Here is a 25,168-nt window from a genome sequence, read left to right as displayed (position 1 = left end):
ATGATGGCGAACTGATCTGAAAAGGGGGGACGCATGCGGGCTGCCGTGATGGGTTCGCCGATCTCCCACTCGCTCTCGCCGCCCCTGCACCGGGCCGCCTACCGCGAGATGGGGCTGACCGGCTGGAGCTACGACGCCTTCGAGTGCGACGAGGCGGCGCTGCCGGGCCTGCTGCGCGAGCTGCGCCCGGTCCGCGGCGACGGCCCGGACGACGCGGGCACCTGGGCCGGGCTGTCGCTGACCATGCCGCTCAAACGGGCCGTGCTGCCGCTGCTCGACACCGTGTCGGCGGCCGCGCTGGAGGTCGGCGGGGCGAACACGGTGGTGTTCTCCGGCGGCGCCGCCCACGGCGACAACACGGACGTCTACGGCATCGAGGCGGCGCTGGCCGAGGCCGGCGTCCCCGCGCCGCGCTCGGCGACCGTGCTGGGCGGCGGCGCTACCGCCGCCTCCGCGCTGGCCGCGCTGCGCAACCTGGGCCTGTACGAGGTCACGCTGGTGGTCCGCGACCCGTCACGGGCGCGCGAGACAGCCGAGGTGGCCGAGCGGCTCGGGGTGACGCTGACCGTCCAGACGTTCGACAAGCTCGACACCGTCCTCGGTGTGGACCTGGTGGTCTCCACCCTGCCGGGCGGCGCCGCCGACGCCCACGCCGACCGGCTGGCCGGCGTGCCCGCGCTGTTCGACGTGGTCTACGCTCCCTGGCCGACCCGGGCGGCCGCGGCCGTCGAGGCGGCGGGCGGCGTCGTGGTCGGCGGCTTCCCGATGCTGCTCCATCAGGCGGTGCGCCAGGTGGAGCTGATGACGGGCCGCACGGACGTCCCGGTCGAGGCGATGCGCGCAGCCGGCGAGGCCGAGATCCTCAGACGGGCCAGTCAAACGGGTTGACCACCGTCACACCGAGCCGTCGAAGTCCTTGACGTTACGGGTGACCAGCGTGAGATCGCGCGCGACAGCGGTGGCGGCGACTACTCGCCCTTGAGCTTCCGGTACTCGGCGATGTCCATGATGACCGCCACGTCCTGCCCCGTGACGGGTGATGATCTGCGGCCCCTCGTGGTGCGCCTTCCCGATGACCTCGCTGAGGCGCTGTCCGGCCTCTTGAAGCGGTCATACGCCCATAGATTTTCTCCCTCTGCCCAGTCCGGGCAGAAAGCTATCGGGGCGCCCCGGCCGCCGGGGAAGATTCGAGGGTGTGACGGCGTTGTGGTAGTGTAGCTCTCTGATCGGTCCGGCATGCCATTGCTGGACGCGCAAGCGGAGGTCTCCCTCCCACCCGAGCGACCGAAAGGTGGCCGGGTCAAGGATCACGCCGGACTACTCCGGGGAGCTTGAAGGCCACGATGCCGAAGAGCTCAGTGGCCCCGCATGCGCGACGTGCGGGGCTTTTCGCGTTTCGCAAAGAGCTCCCGGCACGACGAGCACGTAGGGATCGCAAACCTAGGAGGCCCCATCAGCACTGAGCCCCGCATCAACGAGCGTATCCGAGTTCCCGAGGTACGCCTCGTGGGCCCGAACGGCGAGCAGGTGGGCATCGTGTCCATCCACGACGCGCTCAAGCTCGCCCAGGAAGCCGACCTCGACCTCGTCGAGGTCGCGGCCACGGCTCGACCGCCCGTGTGCAAGCTCATGGACTACGGCAAGTTCAAGTACGAGTCCGCGATGAAGGCGCGCGAGGCGCGCAAGAATCAGGCGCACACGATCATCAAGGAGATCAAGCTCCGACCGAAGATCGACCCGCACGACTATGAGACCAAGAAGGGTCACGTGGTCCGGTTCCTGAAGGCGGGAGACAAGGTCAAGGTCACGATCATGTTCAGAGGCCGCGAGCAGTCCAGGCCCGAGCTGGGGTTCAGGCTGCTGCAGAGGCTGGCGCAGGACGTCCAGGAGCTCGGCTTCGTGGAGTCCCAGCCCAAGCAGGACGGCCGTAACATGATCATGGTGATCGGTCCGCACAAGAAGAAGGCCGAGGCCAAGGCCGAGAAGGCCGCCGCCAAGGCGCATGGCAGCGGGGACGACTCCGACTAGGAGGCGTGATCCGCGGCTCGGGTGAGCCTGGCGGCACAGCCTTCGAGCGGCCATCGCACGACGAAGACGCCGAAGACCGGGCCGGCTGACAAGCCGGCCCGGCCACCGGCACGACCGAATGGAGAGACGGCGACATGCCGAAGATGAAGACGCACAGCGGTGCGAAGAAGCGGTTCCGGCTCACCGGCACCGGCAAGGTGAAGCGCCGCCGCGCCAACCGCGCTCACTACAACGAGTGGAAGTCGTCTAGGGTGACGCGCCGTCTCAAGAACGAGGTCGTCGTTTCCGACGCCGACAGTAAGAAGATCAAGAAGCTGCTCGCCAAGTAGCGCGAACCCCCGGGGAGTAAGAAATGGCACGCGTGAAGCGGGCGCTCAACGCCAAGAAGAAGCGCAAGATCGTACTCGAGCGGGCAACCGGTTACCGTGGCCAGCGGTCGCGGCTCTACCGCAAGGCCAAGGAGCAGATGCTCCACTCGATGACGTACGCCTACCGGGACCGCAAGGACCGCAAGGGCGCGTTCCGGCGGCTGTGGATCCAGCGGATCAACGCCGCGGCCCGCCAGAACGGCATCACCTACAACCGCCTCATCCAGGGCCTGCGCCTGGCCAACATCGAGGTGGACCGCAAGATCCTGGCCGATCTCGCGGTGAACGACAGCCAGACCTTCGCCACGCTCGTGGAGGCCGCCAAGAAGGCGCTGCCCGCGAACGTGAACGCGCCGGCCGCCGGCTGACCTGAACATTGCGGGAAAGGGCTCACCCGAGTGGTGGGCCCTTTTCCATGCACGCACACCGACAGGAGTGAGATGGCGGGAGCCGAGCTGACCAACATCCGGTCGCCGCGGGTCAAGGCGGCACGCAGGCTCACCAAACGCGCCTTCCGCGACCAGGACCGCAAGTTCCTGGCCGAGGGCCCGCAGGCGGTGCGTGAGGCGCTCAAGCTCGACGGCGTCACGCTGGAGCTGTTCACCACCGCCGAGGCCGAGGCGCGCCACCCCGAGCTGGTCGCTTCGGCCGTGCGCCAGGGGGCCGCCGTCCACCGGGCCAGCGGCGAGGTCATGGCCGAGCTGTCCCAGACCGTCACGCCGCAGGGGCTGGTCGCCGTCTGCCGCCCGGTGCACGTGCCGCTCGACGACGCGGTGCCCGAGGCGGCCCGCCTGGTGGCGGTGCTGGCGCACGTGCGCGACCCGGGCAACGCCGGCACTGTCATGCGCGCGGCCGACGCGGCGGGCGCCGACGCCGTGCTCTTCACCGATGCCAGCGTGGATCCGTACAACGGCAAGTGCGTGCGCGCCAGCGCGGGTAGCCTGTTCCACATACCCCTGGCCGTCGGCGCTCCGGTCGCGCAGGCCGTGCGCCGGCTGAAGGAGCGTGGTCTGCGCGTGCTCGCGGCGGACGGCGCGGGCCGGCACACGCTCGACGACGTCGACCTGTCGGGTCCCACCGCGTGGATCTTCGGCAACGAGGCCTGGGGCCTTCCCGGCGAGGTGCTCGGGCTGGCCGACGATGTGGTGCGCGTGCCCATCTACGGACAGGCCGAAAGCCTGAATCTGGCCACCGCCGCGGCGGTGTGCCTCTACTCGTCGGCCCGGGCTCAGCGTGTGTCCTAGGCGGCGGGAAACCCGCTATTGTCGGCCTTGAAGGCGGAGGAGGCGAGGTCGTGCACGGCGCAGACACCGACGGGCGGCTGGTGGCCGCCGCGTGCACGATAGCGATCGACGACCTTCCCGACGGGCTCATCGTCGCCGACCGGTTCGGCCGGGTGCTCGCCGTCAACCGCGCCGCCGCCCGCCTCACCGGCGTCAAGCCCGAGAGCGCCGTCGGCCGCGACATGAACGAGGTGTTCCCGTTCCGCGACCACGACGGCCGCGACTGGTGGAAGGCGCTCGACCCCGAGGGCGGCCTGCGCACCCGCAGCCGCGTGCCGGAGAAGCCGCTCCACCTGCCCGGCCGCCAGGAGGTGTACGTGGCCGCGCGGCTGGTGCGCGAGCCCGAGCGGGGCGGCGACGTCGACCGGGTGGCGATCACGCTGCGCGACGGCGGCGCCCGCGCCCGGCTGGAGCGCAGCCGCGCCGACCTGGTCTCCACGGTCGCCCACGAGCTGCGCTCGCCGCTGACCAGCGTCAAGGGCTTCACCGCGACGCTGCTGGCCAAGTGGAGCCGCTTCACCGAAGAGCAGAAGCTCGTCATGCTCGAAACGGTCAACAACGACGCCGACCGGGTCACCCGGCTCATCACCGAGCTGCTCGACGTCTCCCGCATCGAGTCCGGCCGCCTGGAGGTGCGCCGCCAGGTCGTCGACATCCCCGCCAGGGCGCGCCGCATCATCGACGGGCGGGTCGCGGCGGGCGAGCAGGAGAGCCGTTTCCGCCTCATCGTGGGTGACGATCTCCCCGAAATGTGGCTTGACCAGGACAAGGTTGACCAGATCCTGGCTAACCTGGTGGAAAATGCGGTGCGTCACGGTCGCGGCACTGTGACCATAGAGATCGAGTCCGTGGGATGGGGAGTAGCCGTGTCGGTGCGCGATCAGGGTGAGGGCGTCAGGCCCGAGGTAGCCCCGCGCGTCTTCAGGCAGTTCTGGCGCGGCAACAGCCGCAAGCGCGGAGGCACCGGCCTCGGCCTGTTCATCGTCAAGGGGCTGGTGGAGGCGCACGGCGGCACCATCACCGTGCAGCAGGCCCCCGAAGGTGGAGCGGAGTTCCGATTTACCGTGCCCACCGGCACGCCCGACTTCGCGTGACACCGGGACCGGTGGGCCGCCACTAGACTTTTCCCGCTCAAGCCCTGGATACGGAGCTCACTCTTGTCTGACTACGACCCTGTCGAGGTCACCCCGCTGCACGCCGACGAGGTGTCACGGATGGAAGCCGACGCCATCGCGGCGATCAAGGCGGCCGGCAGCCTCGACGCACTCAAGCAGGCCAGGCTCGCTCACACGGGCGACCGTTCGCCCCTCGCCCTGGCCAACCGCGAGATCGGCGCCCTGCCGCCCGCGGCCCGCGCCGAGGCGGGCAGGCGGGTCGGCGCCGCGCGCCGAGCCGTCAACGAAGCCCTGGCCGCCCGCCAGGCCGAGCTGGAGGCCGAGCGCGACGCCCGGGTGCTCGTCGAGGAGACCGTCGACGTCACCCTGCCGTGGGACCGCCGCCCGCGCGGCGCCCGCCACCCGCTGACCACCCTTCAGGAGCACATCGCCGACACGTTCGTCGCGATGGGCTACGAAGTGGTCGAAGGCCCCGAGCTCGAAGGCGAGTGGTTCAACTTCGAGGCGCTCAACATCGCCCAGGACCACCCGGCCCGGTCCGACCACGACACGTTCTTCGTCGGCTCCACCGAGTCGGGGATGGTGCTGCGCACGCAGACCTCGCCGCTGCAGATCCGCGCCCTGCTGGAGCGCGGCGCGCCGTGTTACGCGATCGCGCCCGGCAAGACCTTCCGTACGGACGAGCTCGACGCCACCCACACCCCGGTCTTCCACCAGACCGAGGGCCTGGCCGTCGACAAGGGCCTCACCATGGCCCACCTGAAGGGCACGCTCGACAGGTTCGCCGAGGTCATGTTCGGCGAGGGCATCACCACCCGGTTCCGGCCCAACTACTTCCCGTTCACCGAGCCGTCCGCCGAGATGGACCTCAAGTGCTTCGTCTGCCGCGGCGCCTCGGCGGTGCCGGGCAACCCGCCCTGCCGCACCTGCAAGAACGAGGGCTGGATCGAGTGGGGCGGCTGCGGCATGGTCAACCCGCGGGTGCTCGTCGCCTGCGGCGTGGACCCGTCGGTCTACTCCGGGTTCGCCTTCGGGATGGGCATCGAGCGGACGCTGATGTTCCGCCACAACGCCGAGGACATGCGCGACATGATCGAGGGAGACGTGCGCTTCACGCTCCCGTTCGGAATGGAGATCTGATGAGGGTCCCGCTCTCATGGCTGCGGGAGTATGTCGATCTCCCGGCGGTCACCGCCCACGAGGTGGCCGACAAGCTCACCGCCGCCGGGCTCAAGCTGGAGTCCATCGCCTCCTACGGCCACGACGTCAAGAACGTCGTGGTCGGCGAGGTGCTGGAGATCGAGGAACTGACCGGCTTCAAGAAGCCGATCCGCCACTGCAAGGTCGAGGTGGGCGAGGCGACGCCGCGCGAGATCGTCTGCGGCGCCACCAACTTCGCCGCCGGCGACCGCGTCCCCGTGGTGCTGCCGGGCGGCGTGCTGCCCGGCGGGTTCGAGGTGGGCGCCCGCAAGACCTACGGCCGCATGTCCGAGGGCATGATCTGCTCCGAGCGCGAGCTGGGCCTGGGCGACGACCACGCCGGCATCATGGTGCTGCCGGCCGACACCCCGGTCGGCGCCGACGTGGTCGAGCTGCTCGGCCTGCGCGACGAGGTGCTCGAGCTGGAGATCACCCCCGACATCGGCTACGCGCTGTCGATCCGGGGCGTGGCCCGCGAGGCCGCGATAGCGTTCGGGGCGGACTTCCGCGACCCCGCCGACGTCGAGCCGCCCACCTACACCAGCCGGGCCTGGCCCGCCTACATCGACGACCCGACCGCCTGCGACCGGTTCGTGCTGCGCCAGGTCACCGGGTTCGACCCGGAGGCCAAGACGCCGCTGTGGATGCGCACCCGGCTCATCCGGGCCGGCATGCGTCCGGTGTCGCTGGCCGTCGACATCACCAACTACCTCATGCTGGAGCTCGGCCAGCCGCTGCACGCCTTCGACACCGACAAGCTCACCGGCGAGATCGTGGTGCGGCGGGCGCTGCCGGGCGAGCGGCTGGAGACGCTCGACCACGTCGTGCGCGACCTCGACCCCGACGACATCCTCATCACCGACCAGTCGGGGCCGATCTCCATGGCCGGCACCATGGGCGGCCTGGAGACGGAGATCTCCGACGGCTCCACCGAGATCGTCATCGAGGCCGCCCACTTCTCGGCCACCGGCATCTCCCGCGAGTCCCGCCGCCACAACCTCGTCTCCGAGGCGTCCAAGCGGTTCGAGCGCGGCGTCGACCGCGAGCTGCCGCTCGTCGCCTCCTGGCGGGCCGTGAGCATGCTGGCCGAGCTGGGCGGCGCCACCATCGTGCCCGGCGTCACCCACGCCGAGGTCGAGGTCCGCCCGGCCCGCGTGTCGATCCCCGCCTCCTACCCCGGCCAGGTCGCCGGCGTGCCGTACTCCAAGGAGACGGTCGTGCGCAGGCTGGAGCAGATCGGCTGCACGGTCGCCGACGGCGACGACCCGGCCGTGCGCCAGGGCGGCGTCGACCCGACCGGCGTGGTCACCGGCGGCGAGCTGGCGGCCAAGCTGGCCGTCAAGGGCGACGACATGATCACCGTGACGCCGCCGTCGTGGCGGCCGGACCTGACCGACCCCAGCGACCTCGCCGAGGAGGTCATCCGGCTGGAGGGCTACGAGAACCTGCCGTCCGTGCTGCCCAAGGCGCCCGCCGGGGCCGGGCTCACCGAGGCCCAGCGGCTGCGCAGGCGGGTCGGCCGGGCGCTGGCCGAAGCCGGCTACGTCGAGGTGCTCGCCTACCCGTTCATCAGCCCCCACGACTTCGACCGGCTGCAACTGCCCGCCGACGACGCCCGCCGCCGCGCGGTGCGCCTGGCCAACCCGCTCAGCGAGGACGAGCCGCTGATGCGCACCACCCTGCTGCCGGGGCTGCTCAAGACCCTGGTGCGCAACGCCGGGCGCGGCAATTCCGACGTCGCCCTGTTCGAGACCGGCGCCGTCTACCGGCCCCGGGAGAACGCGCCCGCGACGGCCCCGGTGCTCGGCGTCGGGCGGCGGCCCACCGACGAGGAGCTGGCCTCGATCGAGGCGGCGCTGCCCGAGCAGCCGCTGCGGGTCGCGGTGGTGCTCGCCGGCGAGTTCGAGCGCTCCGGCTGGTGGGGCGCCGGCCGCCAGGCCTCCTGGGCCGACGCCGTGCAGGCCGGGCGGATCGTCGCGGGCGAGGCCGGCCTGGAGCTGTCGATCGTGGCCGACCAGCACGAGCCGTGGCACCCCGGCCGGTGCGCCGCCCTCTACCTCGGCGACGTGCTCATCGGCCACGCGGGCGAGCTGCACCCGCGCGTCATCGAGGCCTACGGGCTGCCGCCGCGCACGGCCGCGCTGGAGCTGGAGCTGAGCCGTCTGGAGGCGGCTCTGCCCGGCCCCGTCCAGGCGCCGTCCATCTCCACCTACCCGGTCGCCACCCAGGACGTCGCGCTGATCGTGCCCGACTTCACCCCGGTGGCGGACGTCGAGGCGGCGCTCCGCGACGGCGCGGGCGAGCTGCTGGAGTCGGTCCGGCTGTTCGACGTCTACACCGGCGAGCAGGTGGGCGAGGGCAACAAGTCGCTGGCCTACGCGCTGCGCTTCCGCGCCCCCGACCGCACGCTGACGTCGGAGGAGGTCGCGGCCGCCCGCGACGCCGCGGTGGCGCTCGCCGCCGACCGCGTCGGCGCGCAGCTGCGCACCGTCTGACCGTTCTCTCAGGGTCTCAAGGGCCGGTACGGGTTCCGTACCGGCCCTCGGCGTCAGATGGCGTCGATCTCGGCGAGGTCGATGTCCAGGTCGAACGGGACGGTCAGCTTGACCCGGTCGTGGTGGATGCCCGTGGGGACGTAGGCGCCGGTGGCGGGGTCGAGCTCGTAGACGTAGACGACCGGCCGTCCGCCGTCGTTCTCGACCCGCCAGAAGTGGGGGATGCCCGCCTCGGCGTAGAGGAGCGGCTTGCGCTTGCGATCACGCGAGCGCGACTCCGGCGAGACGACCTCGATCGTCAGGACGACATCCCGGCCGTGGTAGTACGTCTGCTCGGGGCTCTGGTCGGCCTCTGCGCGGATCACGCAGATATCCGGCTCCGGCCGCTGATCCTTGGCCAGGATGATGCTCATCTCGCGCCGTACGCGAAGCCGGGACGGGGCCGTGCGTCGCAACGAGAAGACGAGAAGGTCGACTGCGCGTGTGTGGAAGGAGGCCTGCGGGCTCACGAAGACCAAGCTTCCATCAATCAACTCGGTGTGCGCAGGCAGTTGCGGAAGGTGATCGAGGTCTTCAGCCGTGAACCCCTCCGGGGGCGGGAAGATCCAGTCGGGCAGCGAGGACTCTGGCGCCATGGGAATGCTCACCGCTTCGGCCGTCATGGTCTAACGGTAGCAACGTACCCCGCTCACCGTTCGTGAACGCGGGTGCTCGCCTGGTGCCAGAATGCCGTTCATGAGGCAGCTACTCGTCTTCCATGAGCGTGCGGACGCCGAGGAGGTCGCCGAGACCCTGGGGGAGTGGTTCCCGTCGCTGGGCGTGCCGCGGGTGGTGCGCGAGACGCTGGCGGGGGAGGACGACGCCGAGGACGCGCAGTGGCTCGTCGTGCTCGAAGGGCTCGGCGCGGAGAGCCTGGCCCGGGCGGACGAGCTGGCCGCGCGGTACGACGGGTGGCGCGAGGAGGGCTGAGAGGGCGCGGGCGCCCGCCGCTGCGGTGACGGACGCCCGCGCCGGAGGGCCCCGCCCGCGCCGGCCGGGGCCCTCCTCCGGAAGGGGTCACGGGACGCGTGCGAACACCGCTCCAGCGGCGCGGCCGGGCCGCTCGTCCGTGCGCCGGCGGCCGATGTCGTACGGGAGCAGCACCTGGTGTCACCCTTCGTGTGATTGTTCGTGCGCGCGACCGACTCTGAAACGACAACTTAGATCTTTACTGGCTTTCCCCGGCATGTCCATGACCGGCGTCGAACGGGATCAGCCGGTCGCCTGCGTGGCTCGGCGGGTCCGCTCGGCCAGCGCGTGCTCGTCCGTACGGGCGTCGTACCGGCGGAACGACGGCAGGGCGGCGGCGAGCGCGGCCACCGCGGCCACGCAGAGCAGCCCGCCCGCGCCCAGCGAGAACCGGGCCCCGCCGAGCTGGGCCATCAGCGAGGCGCGGGTGTTGCCCAGCATCGGGCCGGTCGAGTACGACAGCAGCTCGATCCCGGCCAGCCGGCCGCGCATCTCGTTCGGGATGGTCTGGTTCCAGATCGTGGACCGGAACACGCCGCTGATCATGTCGGCCGCGCCCGCCAGCGCCAGGCAGGCGAACAGCCCCCAGAAGCCGGGGACCACGGCGGCGAGCGCCACGGCCGCGCCCCACGCCGCCGCCGCGACGATCACGCCCAGGCCCTGCCGGTGCACCCGGGCGGTCCAGCGGCCGGTGAGCGAGGCAGCCAGGGAGCCGACGGCCGCCGCCGAGTACAGCAGCCCCGTCGCCGACTCGGCGCCGTACCGCTCGGCCAGCGCCGGGTAGAGCGCCGTGGACATGGCGAACACCATGGCCGCGATGTCGACCAGATAGGTGCCCATGAGGTCCTTGCGCCGGACCGCGTAGCGGACCCCGTCGAGCAGCGACCGGAGCGAGGCGGGCACGGCGTCGCGGGCCGGCCGGTGCGAGCCGATCCGCCGGAGCAGCACCAGCGAGACCAGGAAGCAGGCGCAGTCCAGCCCGTACGCCGGCGCCGGGCCGTACACGGCCACCAGCCAGCCGCCCAGGGCGGGCGCGGCGATGGCGCCGAAGTTCCACCGCAGGCTGGTCAGCACGGCCGCGGCGCCGAGCTGCTCGTGCCTGACGACCTGCGGGATCAGCGACTCCATGCTCGGCCGCTGCAGGCAGGCCACGCCCACGCTCAGCGCGCCCACCACGTACAGCACCCAGAGCCGCGGCTCCGGCAGCAGCGCGTTGACCATGAGCGCGGACGCCGTGAGCGCCAGCCCGGCCTCGCACCACAGGATGATCGTGCGGCGGTCGAGCGAGTCGGCGAGGGCGCCGCCCCACAGCCCGAAGACCACCATCGGCACGAACTCGGCCAGGCTCATCATGCCGACCGCGAGGTAGGAGCCGGTGAGCTGCCAGATCTGCAGCGGCAGCGTCACCATGGCGATGAACGTGCCGAACATGGTGATGGCCCCGGAGGCCGTCAGCAGCCGGAAGTCGCGCGACTCGCGCAGCGGGGTGATGTCGGGCAGGACCTGGGCGAACAGCGACTTCTTCGGTACGGGCACGAGGCGCGATTGTCGCGCCCGCCCGAAGCGTCCGCAATCCGATTACCCGGTGGGCGCCTTGTCCAGGAAGCCGAGCACCTTCCTGATCCGCCCGTCCCCGGCCAGCTCCACCACGTCGAAGCCGGTCGCCACCGGCTCCCCGCCCGCCGGGCCGAGATGCCAGGTGAAGCGGGCGATCCCGTGGTGGGCGTCGTACAGCTCGCCGGGGGTGAAGACCAGGCCGGGGAACATCCCCTGCGCGCCCTCGATCACGGCCGCGATGCCCTCGTGGCCGGCCACGTCCGCCAGCGGGTCGGTGTACGTGGCGTCCTCGGTCCACAGGGCCGCCACGGCCTTGGCCCGGGCGGCGGGGTCGGTCTCGTTCCAGGCGGCCACGTACCGCTCGACCAGGTCCGTCATGATGCATCAGCCTTCCCGTGCGGGGCGGAGACCGGCGATCCGCGGCCCGCGCCTCTTTCGAGCGTCCGTTCTGACAGCCGCAACGGTGCCAGCGGGCGCATAGGCCGCGCGATTACGTGACAGGTAAGCGGATCCGGCTGAGCTGGCGATATGTCAGCAAAAGCGGCCCGCCCATCGAAGGGGCGGGCCGCTTCGCGCGTCAGCGTCAGGCGCCGAGCACCTCCCGGCGCAGCTGGGTCTTGAGGATCTTGCCGCCCGGGTTGCGCGGCAGTTCGCCCTCGCGGAACCAGAAGTGCGCCGGCACCTTGAACGCGGCGATCCGCCCGCCGAGGAAGGCCCGCAGCTCCTCGGCGGTGGCGGAGGCGCCGCCCGCCAGGCGGACCACCGCGCCCACCTCCTCGCCCAGCTCGTCGTGCGGCACGCCGATCACCGCGACGTCGTCCACGGCCGGGTGCTCGAAGAGCGCGGCCTCCACCTCGGCGCAGTAGACGTTCTCGCCGCCCCGGATCACCATGTCCTTGGCCCGGTCGACGATGTAGACGAACCCGTCCTCGTCGATCTTGGCCAGGTCGCCGGTGTGCAGCCACCCGTTCACGAACGTCTCGGCGGTGGCCTCCGGCTTGTTCCAGTAGCCCAGGATCACGTTGGGGCCGCGCACGCAGAGCTCGCCCACCTCGCCGGGCGGCAGCTCGTTGTTCATCGGGTCGACCACGCGCACGTCGACGACGGGCGAGGGCCTGCCGATGCTGTCGGGATGCTTGTGGTAGTCGGCGCCGCCGTTGCCGATGGCCAGCGCGGTCGTCTCGGTCATGCCGTAGCCGTTGGAGGCGGCGCGGGCGGGGAGGCTCTCGGTGATGCGCTCCAGCAGCTTGGGCGGGGCGGGCGCGCCGCCGTAGCCCAGGGTGTTGAGCGAGGACAGGTCGTGCTTGGCGAAGTCGGGGTGGGACATCAGCTGCCAGGCGTTGGTCGGCACACCGATCATCGCGGTGACCTTCTCCCGCTCGATCAGCTTCAGCGCCCGGCCCGGGTCCCACTTGTACATGAGCACCAGGCCGCCGCCGCTGAACATGGTCGTGGTCAGCGCCGAGAAGCAGCCGGTGACGTGGAACAGCGGCACGGTCAGCAGCGTCACCCGGCGCACGGCCGAGGCCTCGGCGGGGTCCCGGCCGGCCAGCGCCGCGGCGCGCAGCAGGCCGTAGGCGACGGTCATCGGCGACTGGCCCACGTTGCGGTGGCTGCCGAGCGCGCCCTTGGGCTTCCCGGTGGTGCCGGAGGTGTAGAAGATGGTGGCCGGGTCGTCGGGGGACAGCTCCGCCTCGGGCAGCGTGACGTCGGCCTTGATCTCGCCGAGCACGTCGGCGAAGGTCCGCGCCCCCGCGGGCGCCTCGCCCCGGACGACGATCAGCGGTACGCCGGTGCCCGCCATCAGGGGGGCCCGCTCGCCGTCGGCGATGATCACCTTGGCGCCGGAGTCGCTCACCCCGTACGCCAGCTCGGGCTCGGTCCACCAGGCGTTCAGCGGCACCGCCACGGCGCCGGCCGCGAGCGCGGCGGAGAACGCGATCGACCATTCCGGATAGTTGCGCATGGCCACCGCCACCCGGTCGCCCTTGCCCACGCCGTACTCCTCCACCAGGCGGCGAGCGAGGGTGGCGGCGAGCCGGAAGTGGTCCTCGAATGTCAGGTGCTCGTCCTCGTACACGAGGAAGACCTTGTCGCCGTGCCACCGGCTGTTCTCCAGCAACGCCCGGAAATGCGGTGGCGCGTGCTTCCACGTCCTGATGCCGGTGTCGCCGATCTCCTCCATCTCGAATAGCTGGCCGGGTCCGGTGAGCTGGGCTTCGACCTGGGCGTGCGAGAGGGTCATGACGCAGAACTCCCACGGGGACGGCTGTTGGATACATCACAGTACCGACCGGTAGGTACGTAGCGCTAGACCATGATTCACCGGCCAATACCGGGAGCCGTGCGCACCTCGTCACCGTGCCGTTATACGGTTTTACCGTTTGCATATTCATCCTGCGCGGTGCATTATCTCTAACAGTAAGGCTATGAGGTAGAGTGCATGACTATGCAGGAGGTCCACATGAGAGCGGCGGTCGCCGGAGCCAGCGGCTACGTGGGCGGCGAGTTGCTCCGCCTGCTGCTCGATCACCCCAAGCTGGAGATCGGCGCCCTCACCGCGGCCTCCAGCGTCGGCAGCGCGCTCGGCGCCCACCAGCCGCACCTGCCCCGCCTGGCCGGCCGGATCATCCAGGAGACGACACCTGAGAACCTCGCCGGTCACGACGTCGTCTTCCTCGCGCTCCCGCACGGCCACTCGGCCGCCGTCGCCGCCGAGCTCGGCGACGACACACTGGTCGTCGACTGCGGCGCCGACCACCGGCTCGCCGACCCGGCCGCCTGGCAGGAGTTCTACGGGGGCGAGCACGCCGGCACCTGGCCCTACGGGCTGCCGGAGCTGCCCGGCCAGCGCGAGATCCTCAAGGGCGCCCGCCGCATCGCGGTGCCCGGCTGCTACCCCACCGCGGTCCAGCTCGCGCTGGCGCCCGCGTTCGCGGCGGGCCAGGCCGGGCCGGACGTCGTCGTGGTCGCCGCCAGCGGCACCAGCGGCGCGGGCCGGTCGCTCAAGACCCACCTGCTCGGCAGCGAGGTCATGGGCTCGGTCAGCGCCTACGGCGTCGGCGGCACGCACCGCCACACCCCCGAGATGGAGCAGGGGCTGAGCGCGGCGGCCGGCGTCCCGGTGCGGGTCTCCTTCACCCCGACGCTCGCCCCGATGAGCCGGGGCATCCTGGCCACCTGCACCGCCCCGGCCGCGCCCGGCCTCACCCGCGCGGCGCTGCGCGACTCGTACGAGGAGGCGCTGCGCGGCGAGCCGTTCGTGACGCTGCTGCCGGAGGGCGTCTGGCCCGCCACCGCGATGACCTACGGCGCCAACACCGCCGCGCTCCAGGTGACGCTCGACGAGCGCGCCGGGCGGGTGGTGGCCGTCATCGCCATCGACAACCTCACCAAGGGCACGGCCGGAGGCGCGATCCAGAGCGCCAACCTCGCCCTCGGCCTGCCGGAAGAGCTCGGTCTCCCCACGAATGGAGTAGCTCCATGAGCGTGACCGCCCCCCTAGGCTTCCGGGCCGCGGGCGTGGCCGCCGGCATCAAGTCCGGCGGCGCCCGCGACCTGGCCCTCGTCGTCAACGACGGGCCGAACCGCGCCGCGGCGGGCGTCTTCACCGCCAACCGGGTGAAGGCGGCGCCCGTCCTCTGGTCGCAGCAGGTCCTGCGCGGCGGGCGGCTGCGCGCGGTGGTGCTCAACTCCGGCGGCGCCAACGCCTGCACCGGCCCCGAGGGCTTCCAGGACGCGCACCACACCGCCGAGAAGGTGGCCGAGCTGCTGGAGGACTCGGCGGGCGAGGTCGCCGTCTGCTCGACAGGGCTGATCGGCGAGCGGCTGCCGATGGACGCGCTGCTGTCCGGCGTCGGGCAGGCCGTCACCACGCTGTCCCGCGACGGCGGCCTCAACGCCGCCGACGCCATCCGCACCACCGACACCGTCTCCAAGATCTCCTTCAAGCGCGGCGACGGCTACATGGTCGGCGGCATGGCCAAAGGCGCCGGCATGCTGGCCCCGGCCATGGCCACCATGCTCAGCGTGATCACCACCGACGCCGAGCTGACCGCCGAGGAGCTCGACGCGGTGCTGCGCAAGGCGACGTCCGTGACCTTCGACCGGCTCGACACCGACGGCTGCATGTCCACCAACGACACCGTGCTGCTGCTGTCCAGCGGCGCCGCCGGGGTCCGGCCGGACCTGGCCGAGTTCGAGCAGAAGGTGACCGAGGTCTGCGCCGACCTGGCCAGGCAGCTCCTCGTCGACGCCGAGGGCGCCAGCAAGGCCATCGCCATCGAGGTGATAGGAGCCGCCTCCGAGGACGACGCGGTCACGGTCGGCCGCGCGGTCGCCCGCTCCAACCTGCTCAAGTGCGCCATCAACGGCGAGGACCCCAACTGGGGCCGGGTGCTGGCCGCGGTCGGCACCACCGACGCCGAGTTCGAGCCCGACCGGCTCAACGTCGCCATCAACGGCATCTGGATCTGCCGCGGCGGCGCCGTCGGCGACGACCGCGACAAGGTCGACATGCGCCCCCGCGACGTCACCATCACCGTCGACCTGTCGGCCGGCCCGCACACCGCCACCGTGCACACCACCGACCTGACGGTCGAGTACGTCCACGAGAACGCGGCGTACTCGACATGAGGCCCCCCATGAGATCCGCACAGGAGAAGGCCGCGGCCCTGATCGAGGCGCTGCCGTGGCTGGAGCACTTCCACGGCGCCACCGTCGTCGTCAAGTACGGCGGCAACGCCATGACCGACGACGCGCTGAAGCAGGCGTTCGCCCAGGACATCGTCTTCATGCGCTACGCCGGGCTCAAACCGGTCGTGGTCCACGGCGGCGGCCCGCAGATCAACGCCCACCTCGACAAGCTGGGCATCGAGTCCACGTTCACCGCCGGGCTGCGGGTGACCACCCCGGAGGCCATGCAGGTCGTCAGGATGGTCCTGGTCGGCCAGGTCGGCCGTGACATCGTCGGCCTGATCAACCGCCACGGCCCGTTCGCGGTCGGCATGTCCGGCGAGGACGCCCACCTGTTCACCGCCGAGCGCAAGAGCGCCATGGTCGACGGCCAGGCGGTCGACATCGGCCAGGTCGGCCAGATCGTCAAGGTCGAGCCCGGCGCGGTCGAGGCGCTGCTGGCCGACGGGCGCGTCCCGGTCGTGTCCAGCATCGCCCGCGGCGCCGAAGGGGAGATCTACAACGTCAACGCCGACACCGCGGCCGCCGCGCTGGCCGTGGCGCTCAAGGCGCAGAAGCTCATCGTCCTCACCGACGTCGAGGGCCTGTACGCCAACTGGCCCGACGACACCGACGTCATCGACGAGCTCGACGCCGACGAGCTGGAACGGCTGATGCCCACGCTCTCCAGCGGCATGGTGCCCAAGATGGAGTCCTGCCTCACCGCCGTCAGGAACGGCGTCCCGCAGGCCCACGTGCTCGACGGCCGGGTGCCCCACTCGCTGCTGCAGGAGATTTTCACCAACGAAGGAATCGGAACCATGGTGGTGCCCTGATGAGTAGCCTGTACGAGCGCTTCGACCAGGCCTTCATGCCCAACTACGGCATCCCGCCGGTCGCGCTGGCCAGAGGCGAGGGCGCCCGGGTGTGGGACGTCGACGGCAAGGAGTACCTCGACTTCATCGCCGGCATCGCGGTCGTCTCGCTCGGCCACGCCCACCCCGCCCTCGTCGAGGCGGTGTCGAAGCAGGTCGCGACGATCGCGCACACCAGCAACCTGTTCCTGCACGAGCCCGAGGTGCTGCTCGCCGAGCGGCTGATCGCCCTGCTCGGCCGCCCCGCCAGGGTCTTCTTCGCCAACTCCGGCACCGAGGCCAACGAGGCCGCCTACAAGCTCGCGGTCAAGTACGGCAAGCGCACCGGCAGAAACTACTTCGTGGCGGCCGAGAACGGCTTCCACGGCCGTACCATCGGCGCCCTGTCGCTGAGCGGCAAGAAGTCCATCCGCGACCAGTTCGGCCCGTTCCCGGTCGACGTCCGGTTCGTCCCGTACGGAGACGCGGACGCGCTGAAGGAGGCCGTGACCGGCGAGTGCGCGGCGGTGTTCCTGGAGCCGACGCAGGGCGAGGCCGGCGTGGTGCCGCCGCCCGACGGCTACCTGGCGGCCGCCCGCGAGGTCTGCGACGCCACGGGCGCGCTGCTGGTGGCCGACGAGATCCAGTCGGCGATCGGGCGGACCGGCCACTGGTTCGCCCACCAGGCCGACGGCGTCGTCCCCGACATCCTCACCCTCGCCAAGGGGCTCGGCGGCGGGCTGCCGATCGGCGCCTGCGTCGGGTTCGGCGAGGCGGGCACGCTGTTCGAGAAGGGCGACCACGGCTCGACCTTCGGCGGCAACCCGGTCTCGTGCGCCGCGGCCCTGGCCGTGCTCGACAACGTGGACCTCGGCCACGTCAAGGAGGTGGGCGCGCGGCTGCGCACCGGCCTGGAGGACATCTCGCATCCGCTGCTGAAGGGGGTGCGCGGGCGCGGCCTCTGGCTGGCCGCCGTGCTGAACGAGCCCGTTTCGGGGAAGGTGCAGCAGGCGGCCCAGGACGCGGGGTTCCTGGTCAACGCCGTGCAGCCGGACGCGGTGCGGATCGCGCCGCCGCTCGTCGTGACGGCCGAGCAGGTGGACACCCTCGTCGCCGCGTTCCCGGACATCCTCACGGAGGCGAGCAAGTGACCACCCGACACTTCCTGAAGGACGACGACCTCTCGCCGGGCGAGCAGGACGAGGTCCTCACCCTGGCCGCGGAGATGAAGAAGGACCGCTTCGGCTACCGCCCGTTCGAGGGGCCCCAGACCGTGGCGGTGCTGTTCGACAAGCCGTCGGCCAGGACCCGCATCTCCTTCCACGCCGGCATCGGCGAGCTGGGCGGCCTGCCGCTGATCGTCGACGGCGTCTCGACGCTGATGGGCCGCGGCGAGCCCGTCGAGGACATCGCCCGGGTGCTCGGCCGCCAGGTCGCCGCCATCGTCTGGCGGACCAGCGCGCAGCGGCTGATCGAGACCATGGCGGCGAACGCGGCGGTGCCGGTGGTCAACGCGCTCACCGACGACTACCACCCCTGCCAGATCCTCGCCGACCTGCAGACCGTGCGCGAGCGGCTGGGCCGCACCGCCGGCCTGACGCTCGCGTACGTGGGCGACGGCGCCAACAACGTGGCCAGCTCCTACCTGCTGGGCGGCGCCACCGCCGGCATGCACGTGCGCGTCGGCGCCCCGGCGGGCTACCAGCCCGACGCCGTGGTGCTGGCCCGGGCCGCGGCCATCGCCGCCACCACCGGCGGCTCCGTGGTGTCGGTCTCCGACCCGGTCGCCGCCGTCCAGGGCGCGCACGTCGTGGCCGCCGACACCTGGGTGTCGATGGGCCAGGACGGCAAGGAGCAACGGGTCCGCGACCTCATGCCCTACCAGGTCAACACCGAGCTGCTGCGGCACGCCGACGACGACGCGATCGTGCTCCACTGCCTGCCCGCCTACCGCGGCAACGAGATCACCGCCGAGGTCCTGGAAGGCCCGCGCAGCGTCGTGTGGGACCAGGCGGAGAACCGGCTGCACGCCCAGAAGGCGCTGCTGCACTGGCTGGTGACCCGGGAATGACGATCCCGATGACCAAGGCCGCCCGGCAGGCGAAGATCACCGACCTGCTGCGGCGCCAGCCGGTGCGGTCCCAGCCCGAGCTGGCCAAGCTGCTGGCCGAGAGCGGCGTCGAGGTCACCCAGGCGACGCTCTCGCGCGACCTCGACGAGCTCGGCGCGCTCAAGCTGCGCGCCGAGGACGGCTCGCTGGTGTACGCGCTGCCCGGCGAGGGCGGCGGCCGGATCCCGCCCGCCCGGCTCGGCACCGGCGAGACCCCGGCCGCCCGGCTGCACCGCATCGCGGAGGAACTGCTGGTGAGCGCCGAGGCCTCGGCCAACCTGGTCATCGTCAGGACGCCGCCGGGCGCGGCCCAGTTCCTCGCCTCCGCCATCGACCACGCCGGCTGGGAGTCGATCCTCGGCACCGTCGCGGGCGACGACACGATCCTGGTCATCAGCCGCGACCCGCAGGGCGGCCACGCGCTCGCGGAGGCGCTGCTGAAGACGGCCGAGCGGCGCATCTAGACCGCCACCGCAACCGAGGGAGACAGTCATGACGGAGAGAGTGGTCCTCGCGTTCTCAGGAGGCCTCGACACCTCCGTGGCCATCCCGTTCCTCGCCGAGAAGATGAACGCGGAGGTCATCGCCGTCGCGCTGGACCTCGGCCAGGGCGGCGAGGACATGGAGGCCATCCGGCGGCGCGCCCTCGACTGCGGCGCCGCCGAGTCCGTGGTGGTCGACGCCCGCGAGGAGTTCGCGGCCGGGTTCTGCGTGCCCGCGCTCCAGGCCAACGCCCTCTACATGGACCGCTACCCGCTGCTGTCGGCCCTCTCGCGCCCGCTCATCGTCAAGCACCTGGTCGACGCGGCCGAGCGGTTCGGCGGCACGATCGTCTCCCACGGCTGCACCGGCAAGGGCAACGACCAGGTCCGCTTCGAGGCGGGCCTGGCCGCGCTGGCGCCCGACCTCAAGGTGGTCGCCCCGGCCCGCGACTTCGCCTGGACCCGCGACAAGGCCATCGAGTTCGCCGAGAGCCGGGGCCTGCCCATCGAGACCACCAAGAAGAACCCGTTCTCCATCGACCAGAACCTGTGGGGCCGGGCCATCGAGACCGGCTTCCTGGAAGACATCTGGAACGCGCCCGGCGAGGACGTCTACGCCTACACCGCCGACCCGGCCGCGCCGCGCGAGCCCGACGAGGTGGTCATCACCTTCGACCAGGGCGTCCCGGTCAGACTCGACGGCCGGGTGCTCAGCCCGTACCAGATCATCGAGGAGCTGAACGGGCGCGCGGGCGCGCACGGCGTGGGACGCGTCGACATGGTCGAGGACCGGCTGGTGGGCATCAAGTCGCGCGAGGTGTACGAGGCGCCCGCCGCGATCACGCTCATCACCGCGCACCGGGAGCTGGAGAGCGTCACCGTCGAGCGCGACCTGGCGCGCTTCAAGCGCGGGGTCGACCAGCGGTGGAGCGAGCTCGTCTACGACGGGTTGTGGTATTCGCCGCTCAAGCGCGGGCTCGACGCGTTCATCGCCGAGACCCAGCGGTACGTGAGCGGTGACATCCGGATGACCCTGCACGGCGGCCGGGCCACGGTCACCGGCAGGCGTTCGGAGCAGTCCCTGTACGACTTCTCCCTGGCCACCTACGACACCGGCGACCGGTTCGACCAGTCGCTGGCCAAGGGTTTCGTACAGCTGTTCAGCCTGCCTTCGAAGATCGCGGCGGCTCGCGACGCGAAGCAGGGGTGAAGTGCACTATGGTCGCGGAGGACGCGCGTGAAGGTTGAGGAGACGACGGTGAGTGATGGCAAGCCGATGCGGCTGTGGGGCGGGCGCTTCGAAGGAGGCCCGTCCGACGCGCTGACCCGGCTGTCCGTGAGCGTGCACTTCGACTGGCGGCTGGTGCCGTACGACCTGGCGGCGTCCAGGGCGCACGCCCGCGTGCTGCACAGGGCGGGGCTGCTGAGCGGCGAGGAGCTGCAGCGCATGATCGGCGCGCTCGACGACCTGGAACGCGCCTGCAAGGAGGGCGAGTTCCGGCCCACCGTCGCCGACGAGGACGTGCACACCGCGCTGGAGCGCGGCCTGCTGGAGCGGCTCGGTTCGCTCGGCGGCAAGCTCCGGGCCGGCCGCAGCCGCAACGACCAGATCGCCACCGACCTGCGGCTCTACCTGCGCGACCACGTCCGCACCATCGTCTCGCGGCTGGTGGAGCTGGAGACGGCGCTGATCGACCAGGCCGAGCAGCACGCCGAGACGGCCGCGCCCGGCATGACCCACCTGCAGCACGCGCAGCCGGTCTCCTTCGGCCACCAGCTGCTCGCGCACGTGCACGCCTTCGCCCGCGACGTCGACCGGCTCACCGACTGGGACAAGCGCGCGGCGGTCTCGCCGCTCGGCGCCGGCGCGCTGGCCGGGTCGTCGCTGCCGCTCGACCCGCAGGCGGTGGCCGACGAGCTCGGGTTCGACTCCGCCGCGCCCAACTCGATGGACGCCGTCTCCGACCGCGACTTCGCCGCCGAGTTCCTGTTCGCCGCGGCCATGATCGGCACCCACCTGTCGCGGCTGGGCGAGGAGATCGTGCTCTGGGCCTCGCAGGAGTTCCGCTGGATCGAGATGGACGACGCCTACTCCACCGGCTCGTCGATCATGCCGCAGAAGAAGAACCCCGACGTGGCCGAGCTGGCCCGCGGCAAGTCCGGCCGCCTCATCGGCAACCTCATGTCGCTGCTGACCACGCTCAAGGGCCTGCCGCTGACCTACAACCGCGACCTGCAGGAGGACAAGGAGCCGGTGTTCGACTCGGTCGACACGCTGCTGCTGGTCCTGCCCGCGATGGCCGGCCTCGTCTCGACCATGCGGGTCAACACCGCCCGGCTGGAGGCCTCGGCCCCCGACGGGTTCGCCCTCGCCACCGACCTGGCCGAGCTGCTGGTGCGGCGCGGCGTGCCGTTCCGCGAGGCGCACGAGGCGGTCGGCCATCTGGTGGTCTGGTGCCAGGTCAACGACAAGGACCTCGGCGACCTCACCGACGACGAGCTGGTCAAGGTCTCGCCGCACCTGACGCCCGACGTCCGCGACGTGCTCAACGTGCCGGGCGCGCTCGCCGCCCGCAAGGCCCACGGCGGCACCGCCCCCGACCGGGTCCGCGACCAGCTCGCGGCGCTGCGCGAGGCGGTCGACGCCCAGGCGGCCTGGGCGGCCGGATCCTGAGCACGGTGCTGAGCACGACCCCCCTGCCGCGCGCCTTCTTCGACCGGCCGTCCCACGAGGTGGCGCCCGACCTGCTCGGGCGCCTCATCGTGCACGGCGGCGTGGCCGTCCGTCTCACCGAGGTCGAGGCGTACGGAGGACCGGGCGAGGATCCGGCGGCCCACACCTACCGCGGCAAGACGGCCCGCAACGCGGTCATGTTCGGCCCGCCCGGCCACGTGTACGTGTACTTCACCTACGGCATGCACTTCTGCGCCAACCTCGTCTGCCTGCCCGAAGGCCAGGGCTCGGCGGTGCTGATGCGGGCCGGCGAGGTGGTCGGCGGCGTCGCCCTGGCCCGCTCCCGGCGCTCCGGCAGGGGAGCGCCCTCCGGCGACGGCGGCCCCAGGCCGGTGGCCGACCGCGACCTCGCCCGGGGCCCGGCCCGGCTGGCCGTGGCGCTCGGGCTGCTGCGCGAGCACAACGGCATCGACGCGATCTGGGAGGGCCCGCACAGCGCCATCCCCGCCGTCGACCGCCTGATCAGCGCAGCGCCGCACGCCCCGGAGCCGTCGGAGCCGTTCGCCGGATCGGCGGTCGTGCTGGAGGGCAGGCCGCCCGAGCCGGACGCGATCAGGTCGGGGCCGCGCACCGGGATCTCGACGGCCAAGGAGGTCCCGTGGCGGTTCTGGATCGACGGCGACCCGACCGTCTCCCCGTACCGCGCCCACGTGCCGCGGCGGCGCGGCGCCGCGGCCACCTCGCGCTGAAGACGTGCGGATAAGATCTTGGAATCGGCCGGATCGCGACGGACTTCCCCACAGTGGCGCTGTCCGGGCGGGATCGGGCACGCTGTAACCACTCGACACCTACTGGAAAGCTAGCGCCGTGACCGACATCATCGACGACCTCGCATGGCGGGGCCTGATCGCGCAGTCAACCGACCTCGACGCCCTGCGCGCGTCCATGGCCGAGGGGCCGATCACGGTCTACTCCGGCTTCGACCCCACAGCCCCGTCCCTGCACGTCGGTCACTTCGTCCCGCTGCTCACGCTGCGGCGCTTCCAGCTCGCCGGGCACCGGCCGATCGGGCTGGTCGGCGGCGCGACCGGGCTCATCGGCGACCCGAGCGGCCGCAACACCGAGCGCTCGCTCAACGCCAGTGAGGTGGTGGCCGAATGGGTGGAGCGGCTGCGCGGCCAGGTGGGCCGGTTCCTCGATTTCGATGACGCGCCCAACGCCGCCCTCATGGTGAGCAACCTCGACTGGACCGGCGAGCTGTCGGCCATTGACTTCCTGCGCGACATCGGCAAGCACTTCCCGGTCAACCGGATGCTCGCCCGCGAGTCGGTCTCGGCCCGGCTCGCCGGTGAGGGGCTGAGCTACACCGAGTTCAGCTACCAGATCCTCCAGGCCAACGACTACCTGGAGCTCTACCGCCGCCACGACTGCACGCTGCAGATCGGCGGCAGCGACCAGTGGGGCAACATCACCGCCGGCGTCGACCTGGTCCGCCGCATCGAGGGCGCCCAGGTGCACGCGCTCACGCTGCCGCTCATCACCAAGGCCGACGGCACCAAGTTCGGCAAGACGGCGGGCGGCGCGCTCTGGCTCGACCCCGAGATGACCTCGCCGTACGCCTTCTACCAGTACTTCCTCAACGCCGACGACCGCGACGTGATCCACTACCTGAAGGTGTTCACGTTCCGCGAGCGGGAGGAGATCGAGGCGCTGGAGAAGGAGGTCGCCGACCGGCCGTTCGCCCGGCAGGCGCAGCGCACGCTGGCCGCCGACCTGACCGAGCTGCTCCACGGCCGCGAGGAGCTGGACGCCGTGGTCGCCGCGTCCAAGGCGCTGTTCGGGCAGGGCACGCTGGACGAGCTGCCCGCCTCGACGCTCGCGGCGGCGCTGGCCGAGGTGCCCAGGACGACCGTGCCCGCGCTCGGCGCGCCGCTGGTCGACCTCATGGCCGACAGCGGGCTGGTCGAGTCCAAGTCGGCGGCCCGCCGCGCGGTCCGGGAGGGCGGCGCCTACCTCAACAACCGCAAGATCACCGACGAGGCGTACGTGCCCGTCGCCGAGGACCTCCTGCACGGCCGCTTCCTGGTGCTGCGGCGCGGCAAGAAGTCGATCGGCGGCGTCGAGGTCGGCTGAGGGGTTTTCGGCCCGCCGGCCGGTTTTCCACTCCCGGCCGGTGGGCGTGCGGCGCGTAGGCTCTGGGCATGAGTCGAGTGATCGTTTTCGATCTGTACGGTGTCATCGCCCGCACGCAGACGGACGAGGCGAAGCAGCGTCTGGTGGACCTGGCCGGGGTGCCGGGGGAGGCGTTCTGGGAGGCCTACTGGGGGTGCCGGCCCGCCTACGACGCCGGGCAGGACACCAAGGCCTACTGGGCGGCGGTGGCCGGGCGGCTGGGCGTCGAGTTCGCCGACGTGGCGGCCCTGGTGGCGGCCGATCTGGAGAGCTGGTCGCTGGTGGATCCGGAGATGGTGGCGCTGGTGCACGAGCTGGCCGACCGCGGGGTCCGGCTGGGGCTGCTGTCGAACATCATCGAGGACCTGGTGCCGGTGTGGGAGCGTCACCACGGTGACTGGCTGGGACGGTTCGACGCGCTGACGTACTCGTGCCGGATCGGGGTCGCCAAGCCGGACCCCCGGGCGTACGAGATCTGCGCGGCGCGGCTGGGGATCGCGCCGGGGGACGCGCTGTTCTTCGACGACAACGAGGCCAACGTGGCAGGGGCGCGGGCGGCGGGGATGCGGGCCGAACTGTTCACCTCGCCCGGCCAGGTCCGTGCCCTGATCGGGTAGCGCGGCGCACCGGGCCCGGCGTGTGATTTGACGTCCGGCGGATCGCCACCTAACCTCATAACTCGCCCCCGGGAGTGAGCCGGACGCCGATCAGGCGGACAGGCCCCAGGGCGAGTCCCTTGAGAACAAGCCACTCGGCCGGAGCGCTGCGACGCGCTCGGAACCGGGCCGTCTCGGGTGCCTGCGTGATCGCCGGAAATTCGGTTGATTCGACAGGTGCAGGATGACACGGTAAGTTCCGAGGGCGCTTAGCGGGATCAGATGAACGGCAGATGGATTTGACCGGAAATCTGGGAGTCTGCTAAGATAGCGTTGAACGAGATTGCGCCCCTGGCGACGGAGGAAGGTTCCTCTGAAGTTCAGGAGTACGCGTCCGTTTCTTGAGAACTCAACAGTGTGTTAAAAGCCAGTGCATGATGCACAACCCCGTCATTTTTGACGGATTCTTATGGTTGGGATTCAACAGATCCTTTTATGGAGAGTTTGATCCTGGCTCAGGACGAACGCTGGCGGCGTGCTTAACACATGCAA

At 71.5% G+C, this 25,168-nt stretch carries 25 protein-coding genes and 1 rRNA gene; 21 read left to right on the top strand and 5 right to left on the bottom strand.

Going from position 1 to position 25,168, the window contains the following annotated elements; all coding sequences use genetic code 11:
* The first annotated feature begins 33 nt into the window (after nucleotides 1–33).
* Entirely contained in the window at nucleotides 34–888 is an 855-nt protein-coding gene (locus AB0J42_RS26020) for a shikimate dehydrogenase (RefSeq protein ID WP_364298737.1), read from the top strand.
* 6 nt (nucleotides 889–894) lie between these two features.
* Here AB0J42_RS26020 and AB0J42_RS26015 read toward each other — a convergent pair whose 3' ends face one another.
* On the bottom strand, nucleotides 895–1,074 hold the full coding sequence (locus tag AB0J42_RS26015; RefSeq protein WP_364298863.1) for a hypothetical protein: 180 nt from the start codon (nucleotides 1,072–1,074) through the stop codon (nucleotides 895–897).
* 378 nt (nucleotides 1,075–1,452) lie between these two features.
* Here AB0J42_RS26015 and infC point away from each other — a divergent pair, with 378 nt between their 5' ends.
* The 7 genes from infC (at nucleotide 1,453) to AB0J42_RS25980 (ending at nucleotide 8,489) form a co-directional block, all read left to right on the top strand.
* Entirely contained in the window at nucleotides 1,453–2,028 is a 576-nt protein-coding gene (infC, locus tag AB0J42_RS26010) for a translation initiation factor IF-3 (RefSeq protein WP_364298861.1), read from the top strand.
* A gap of 134 nt (nucleotides 2,029–2,162) precedes the next feature.
* Nucleotides 2,163–2,357 carry a 50S ribosomal protein L35 gene (gene rpmI / locus AB0J42_RS26005; protein ID WP_364298735.1) on the top strand — a complete coding sequence of 65 codons (195 nt, stop codon included), beginning with the start codon at nucleotides 2,163–2,165 and terminating at the stop codon, nucleotides 2,355–2,357.
* Nucleotides 2,358–2,380: 23 nt separating this feature from the next.
* The gene (rplT, locus tag AB0J42_RS26000) at nucleotides 2,381–2,764 is read left to right on the top strand and encodes a 50S ribosomal protein L20 (RefSeq protein ID WP_364298733.1); all 384 of its coding nucleotides are present in this window, start codon (nucleotides 2,381–2,383) and stop codon (nucleotides 2,762–2,764) included.
* Between the two features lie 72 nt (nucleotides 2,765–2,836).
* Nucleotides 2,837–3,640 carry an RNA methyltransferase gene (locus tag AB0J42_RS25995; protein ID WP_364298731.1) on the top strand — a complete coding sequence of 268 codons (804 nt, stop codon included), beginning with the start codon at nucleotides 2,837–2,839 and terminating at the stop codon, nucleotides 3,638–3,640.
* Between the two features lie 50 nt (nucleotides 3,641–3,690).
* A complete protein-coding gene (locus AB0J42_RS25990) occupies nucleotides 3,691–4,773 on the top strand; it encodes an ATP-binding protein (protein ID WP_364298729.1) in 1,083 nt (360 codons plus the stop codon).
* 120 nt (nucleotides 4,774–4,893) lie between these two features.
* Complete coding sequence (gene pheS / locus AB0J42_RS25985) at nucleotides 4,894–5,934, top strand: phenylalanine--tRNA ligase subunit alpha (protein WP_364298859.1); 1,041 nt, start codon at nucleotides 4,894–4,896, stop codon at nucleotides 5,932–5,934.
* Nucleotides 5,934–8,489, top strand: coding sequence for a phenylalanine--tRNA ligase subunit beta (locus AB0J42_RS25980; protein WP_364298727.1), 2,556 nt, complete (start codon nucleotides 5,934–5,936; stop codon nucleotides 8,487–8,489). The genes pheS and AB0J42_RS25980 overlap by 1 nt, the downstream gene beginning before the upstream one ends.
* A 53-nt stretch (nucleotides 8,490–8,542) precedes the next feature.
* Here AB0J42_RS25980 and AB0J42_RS25975 read toward each other — a convergent pair whose 3' ends face one another.
* The gene (locus tag AB0J42_RS25975; protein ID WP_364298857.1) at nucleotides 8,543–9,124 is read right to left on the bottom strand and encodes a Uma2 family endonuclease; all 582 of its coding nucleotides are present in this window, start codon (nucleotides 9,122–9,124) and stop codon (nucleotides 8,543–8,545) included.
* Nucleotides 9,125–9,224: 100 nt separating this feature from the next.
* On the opposite strand from AB0J42_RS25975, the gene AB0J42_RS25970 reads away from it, so the two are divergent.
* Nucleotides 9,225–9,458, top strand: coding sequence for a hypothetical protein (locus tag AB0J42_RS25970; RefSeq protein WP_364298725.1), 234 nt, complete (start codon nucleotides 9,225–9,227; stop codon nucleotides 9,456–9,458).
* A 282-nt stretch (nucleotides 9,459–9,740) separates the two neighbouring features.
* Here AB0J42_RS25970 and AB0J42_RS25965 read toward each other — a convergent pair whose 3' ends face one another.
* From AB0J42_RS25965 to AB0J42_RS25955, 3 genes are all read right to left on the bottom strand, one after another.
* Nucleotides 9,741–11,033 (bottom strand): MFS transporter, encoded by a 1,293-nt coding sequence (locus AB0J42_RS25965; protein WP_364298723.1) that lies wholly within the window; start codon nucleotides 11,031–11,033, stop codon nucleotides 9,741–9,743.
* 42 nt (nucleotides 11,034–11,075) lie between these two features.
* Nucleotides 11,076–11,432, bottom strand: coding sequence for a nuclear transport factor 2 family protein (locus AB0J42_RS25960; RefSeq protein WP_364298721.1), 357 nt, complete (start codon nucleotides 11,430–11,432; stop codon nucleotides 11,076–11,078).
* A 205-nt stretch (nucleotides 11,433–11,637) separates the two neighbouring features.
* Complete coding sequence (locus AB0J42_RS25955; protein ID WP_364298719.1) at nucleotides 11,638–13,299, bottom strand: class I adenylate-forming enzyme family protein; 1,662 nt, start codon at nucleotides 13,297–13,299, stop codon at nucleotides 11,638–11,640.
* Between the two features lie 204 nt (nucleotides 13,300–13,503).
* Between AB0J42_RS25955 and argC the strand changes: the two genes are divergently transcribed.
* From argC to AB0J42_RS25895, 12 genes are all read left to right on the top strand, one after another.
* Nucleotides 13,504–14,541 carry an N-acetyl-gamma-glutamyl-phosphate reductase gene (gene argC / locus AB0J42_RS25950; protein WP_364298855.1) on the top strand — a complete coding sequence of 346 codons (1,038 nt, stop codon included), beginning with the start codon at nucleotides 13,504–13,506 and terminating at the stop codon, nucleotides 14,539–14,541.
* Nucleotides 14,538–15,689, top strand: a complete 1,152-nt coding sequence (gene argJ, locus AB0J42_RS25945; protein WP_364298717.1) for a bifunctional glutamate N-acetyltransferase/amino-acid acetyltransferase ArgJ — start codon at nucleotides 14,538–14,540, stop codon at nucleotides 15,687–15,689. Before argC ends, argJ begins: the two co-directional genes overlap by 4 nt.
* A gap of 8 nt (nucleotides 15,690–15,697) precedes the next feature.
* Entirely contained in the window at nucleotides 15,698–16,564 is an 867-nt protein-coding gene (gene argB / locus AB0J42_RS25940; RefSeq protein WP_364298715.1) for an acetylglutamate kinase, read from the top strand.
* Nucleotides 16,564–17,733 (top strand): acetylornithine transaminase, encoded by a 1,170-nt coding sequence (locus AB0J42_RS25935; protein WP_364298713.1) that lies wholly within the window; start codon nucleotides 16,564–16,566, stop codon nucleotides 17,731–17,733. The genes argB and AB0J42_RS25935 overlap by 1 nt, the downstream gene beginning before the upstream one ends.
* A complete protein-coding gene (gene argF / locus AB0J42_RS25930) occupies nucleotides 17,730–18,653 on the top strand; it encodes an ornithine carbamoyltransferase (RefSeq protein WP_364298711.1) in 924 nt (307 codons plus the stop codon). The genes AB0J42_RS25935 and argF overlap by 4 nt, the downstream gene beginning before the upstream one ends.
* Entirely contained in the window at nucleotides 18,650–19,156 is a 507-nt protein-coding gene (locus tag AB0J42_RS25925; protein WP_364298709.1) for an arginine repressor, read from the top strand. The genes argF and AB0J42_RS25925 overlap by 4 nt, the downstream gene beginning before the upstream one ends.
* Nucleotides 19,157–19,184: 28 nt before the next feature.
* Nucleotides 19,185–20,384, top strand: a complete 1,200-nt coding sequence (locus tag AB0J42_RS25920) for an argininosuccinate synthase (RefSeq protein ID WP_364298707.1) — start codon at nucleotides 19,185–19,187, stop codon at nucleotides 20,382–20,384.
* 66 nt (nucleotides 20,385–20,450) lie between these two features.
* Nucleotides 20,451–21,848 (top strand): argininosuccinate lyase, encoded by a 1,398-nt coding sequence (gene argH / locus AB0J42_RS25915; protein ID WP_364298853.1) that lies wholly within the window; start codon nucleotides 20,451–20,453, stop codon nucleotides 21,846–21,848.
* A 5-nt stretch (nucleotides 21,849–21,853) separates the two neighbouring features.
* Entirely contained in the window at nucleotides 21,854–22,597 is a 744-nt protein-coding gene (locus tag AB0J42_RS25910; protein WP_364298705.1) for a DNA-3-methyladenine glycosylase, read from the top strand.
* Between the two features lie 118 nt (nucleotides 22,598–22,715).
* Complete coding sequence (tyrS, locus tag AB0J42_RS25905) at nucleotides 22,716–23,981, top strand: tyrosine--tRNA ligase (RefSeq protein WP_364298703.1); 1,266 nt, start codon at nucleotides 22,716–22,718, stop codon at nucleotides 23,979–23,981.
* 68 nt (nucleotides 23,982–24,049) lie between these two features.
* On the top strand, nucleotides 24,050–24,637 hold the full coding sequence (locus AB0J42_RS25900; protein WP_364298701.1) for an HAD family phosphatase: 588 nt from the start codon (nucleotides 24,050–24,052) through the stop codon (nucleotides 24,635–24,637).
* A 471-nt stretch (nucleotides 24,638–25,108) separates the two neighbouring features.
* Nucleotides 25,109–25,168 (top strand): 16S ribosomal RNA (locus AB0J42_RS25895); the annotation flags it as partial.

Origin of the sequence: Nonomuraea sp. NPDC049649, from assembly GCF_040675175.1 — a bacterium.
In the GTDB taxonomy this organism is placed as follows: Bacteria; Actinomycetota; Actinomycetes; order Streptosporangiales; family Streptosporangiaceae; genus Nonomuraea.
Note: the sequence above shows the minus strand (reverse complement) of the source record. Positions and strands in the feature narration are given on the sequence as shown.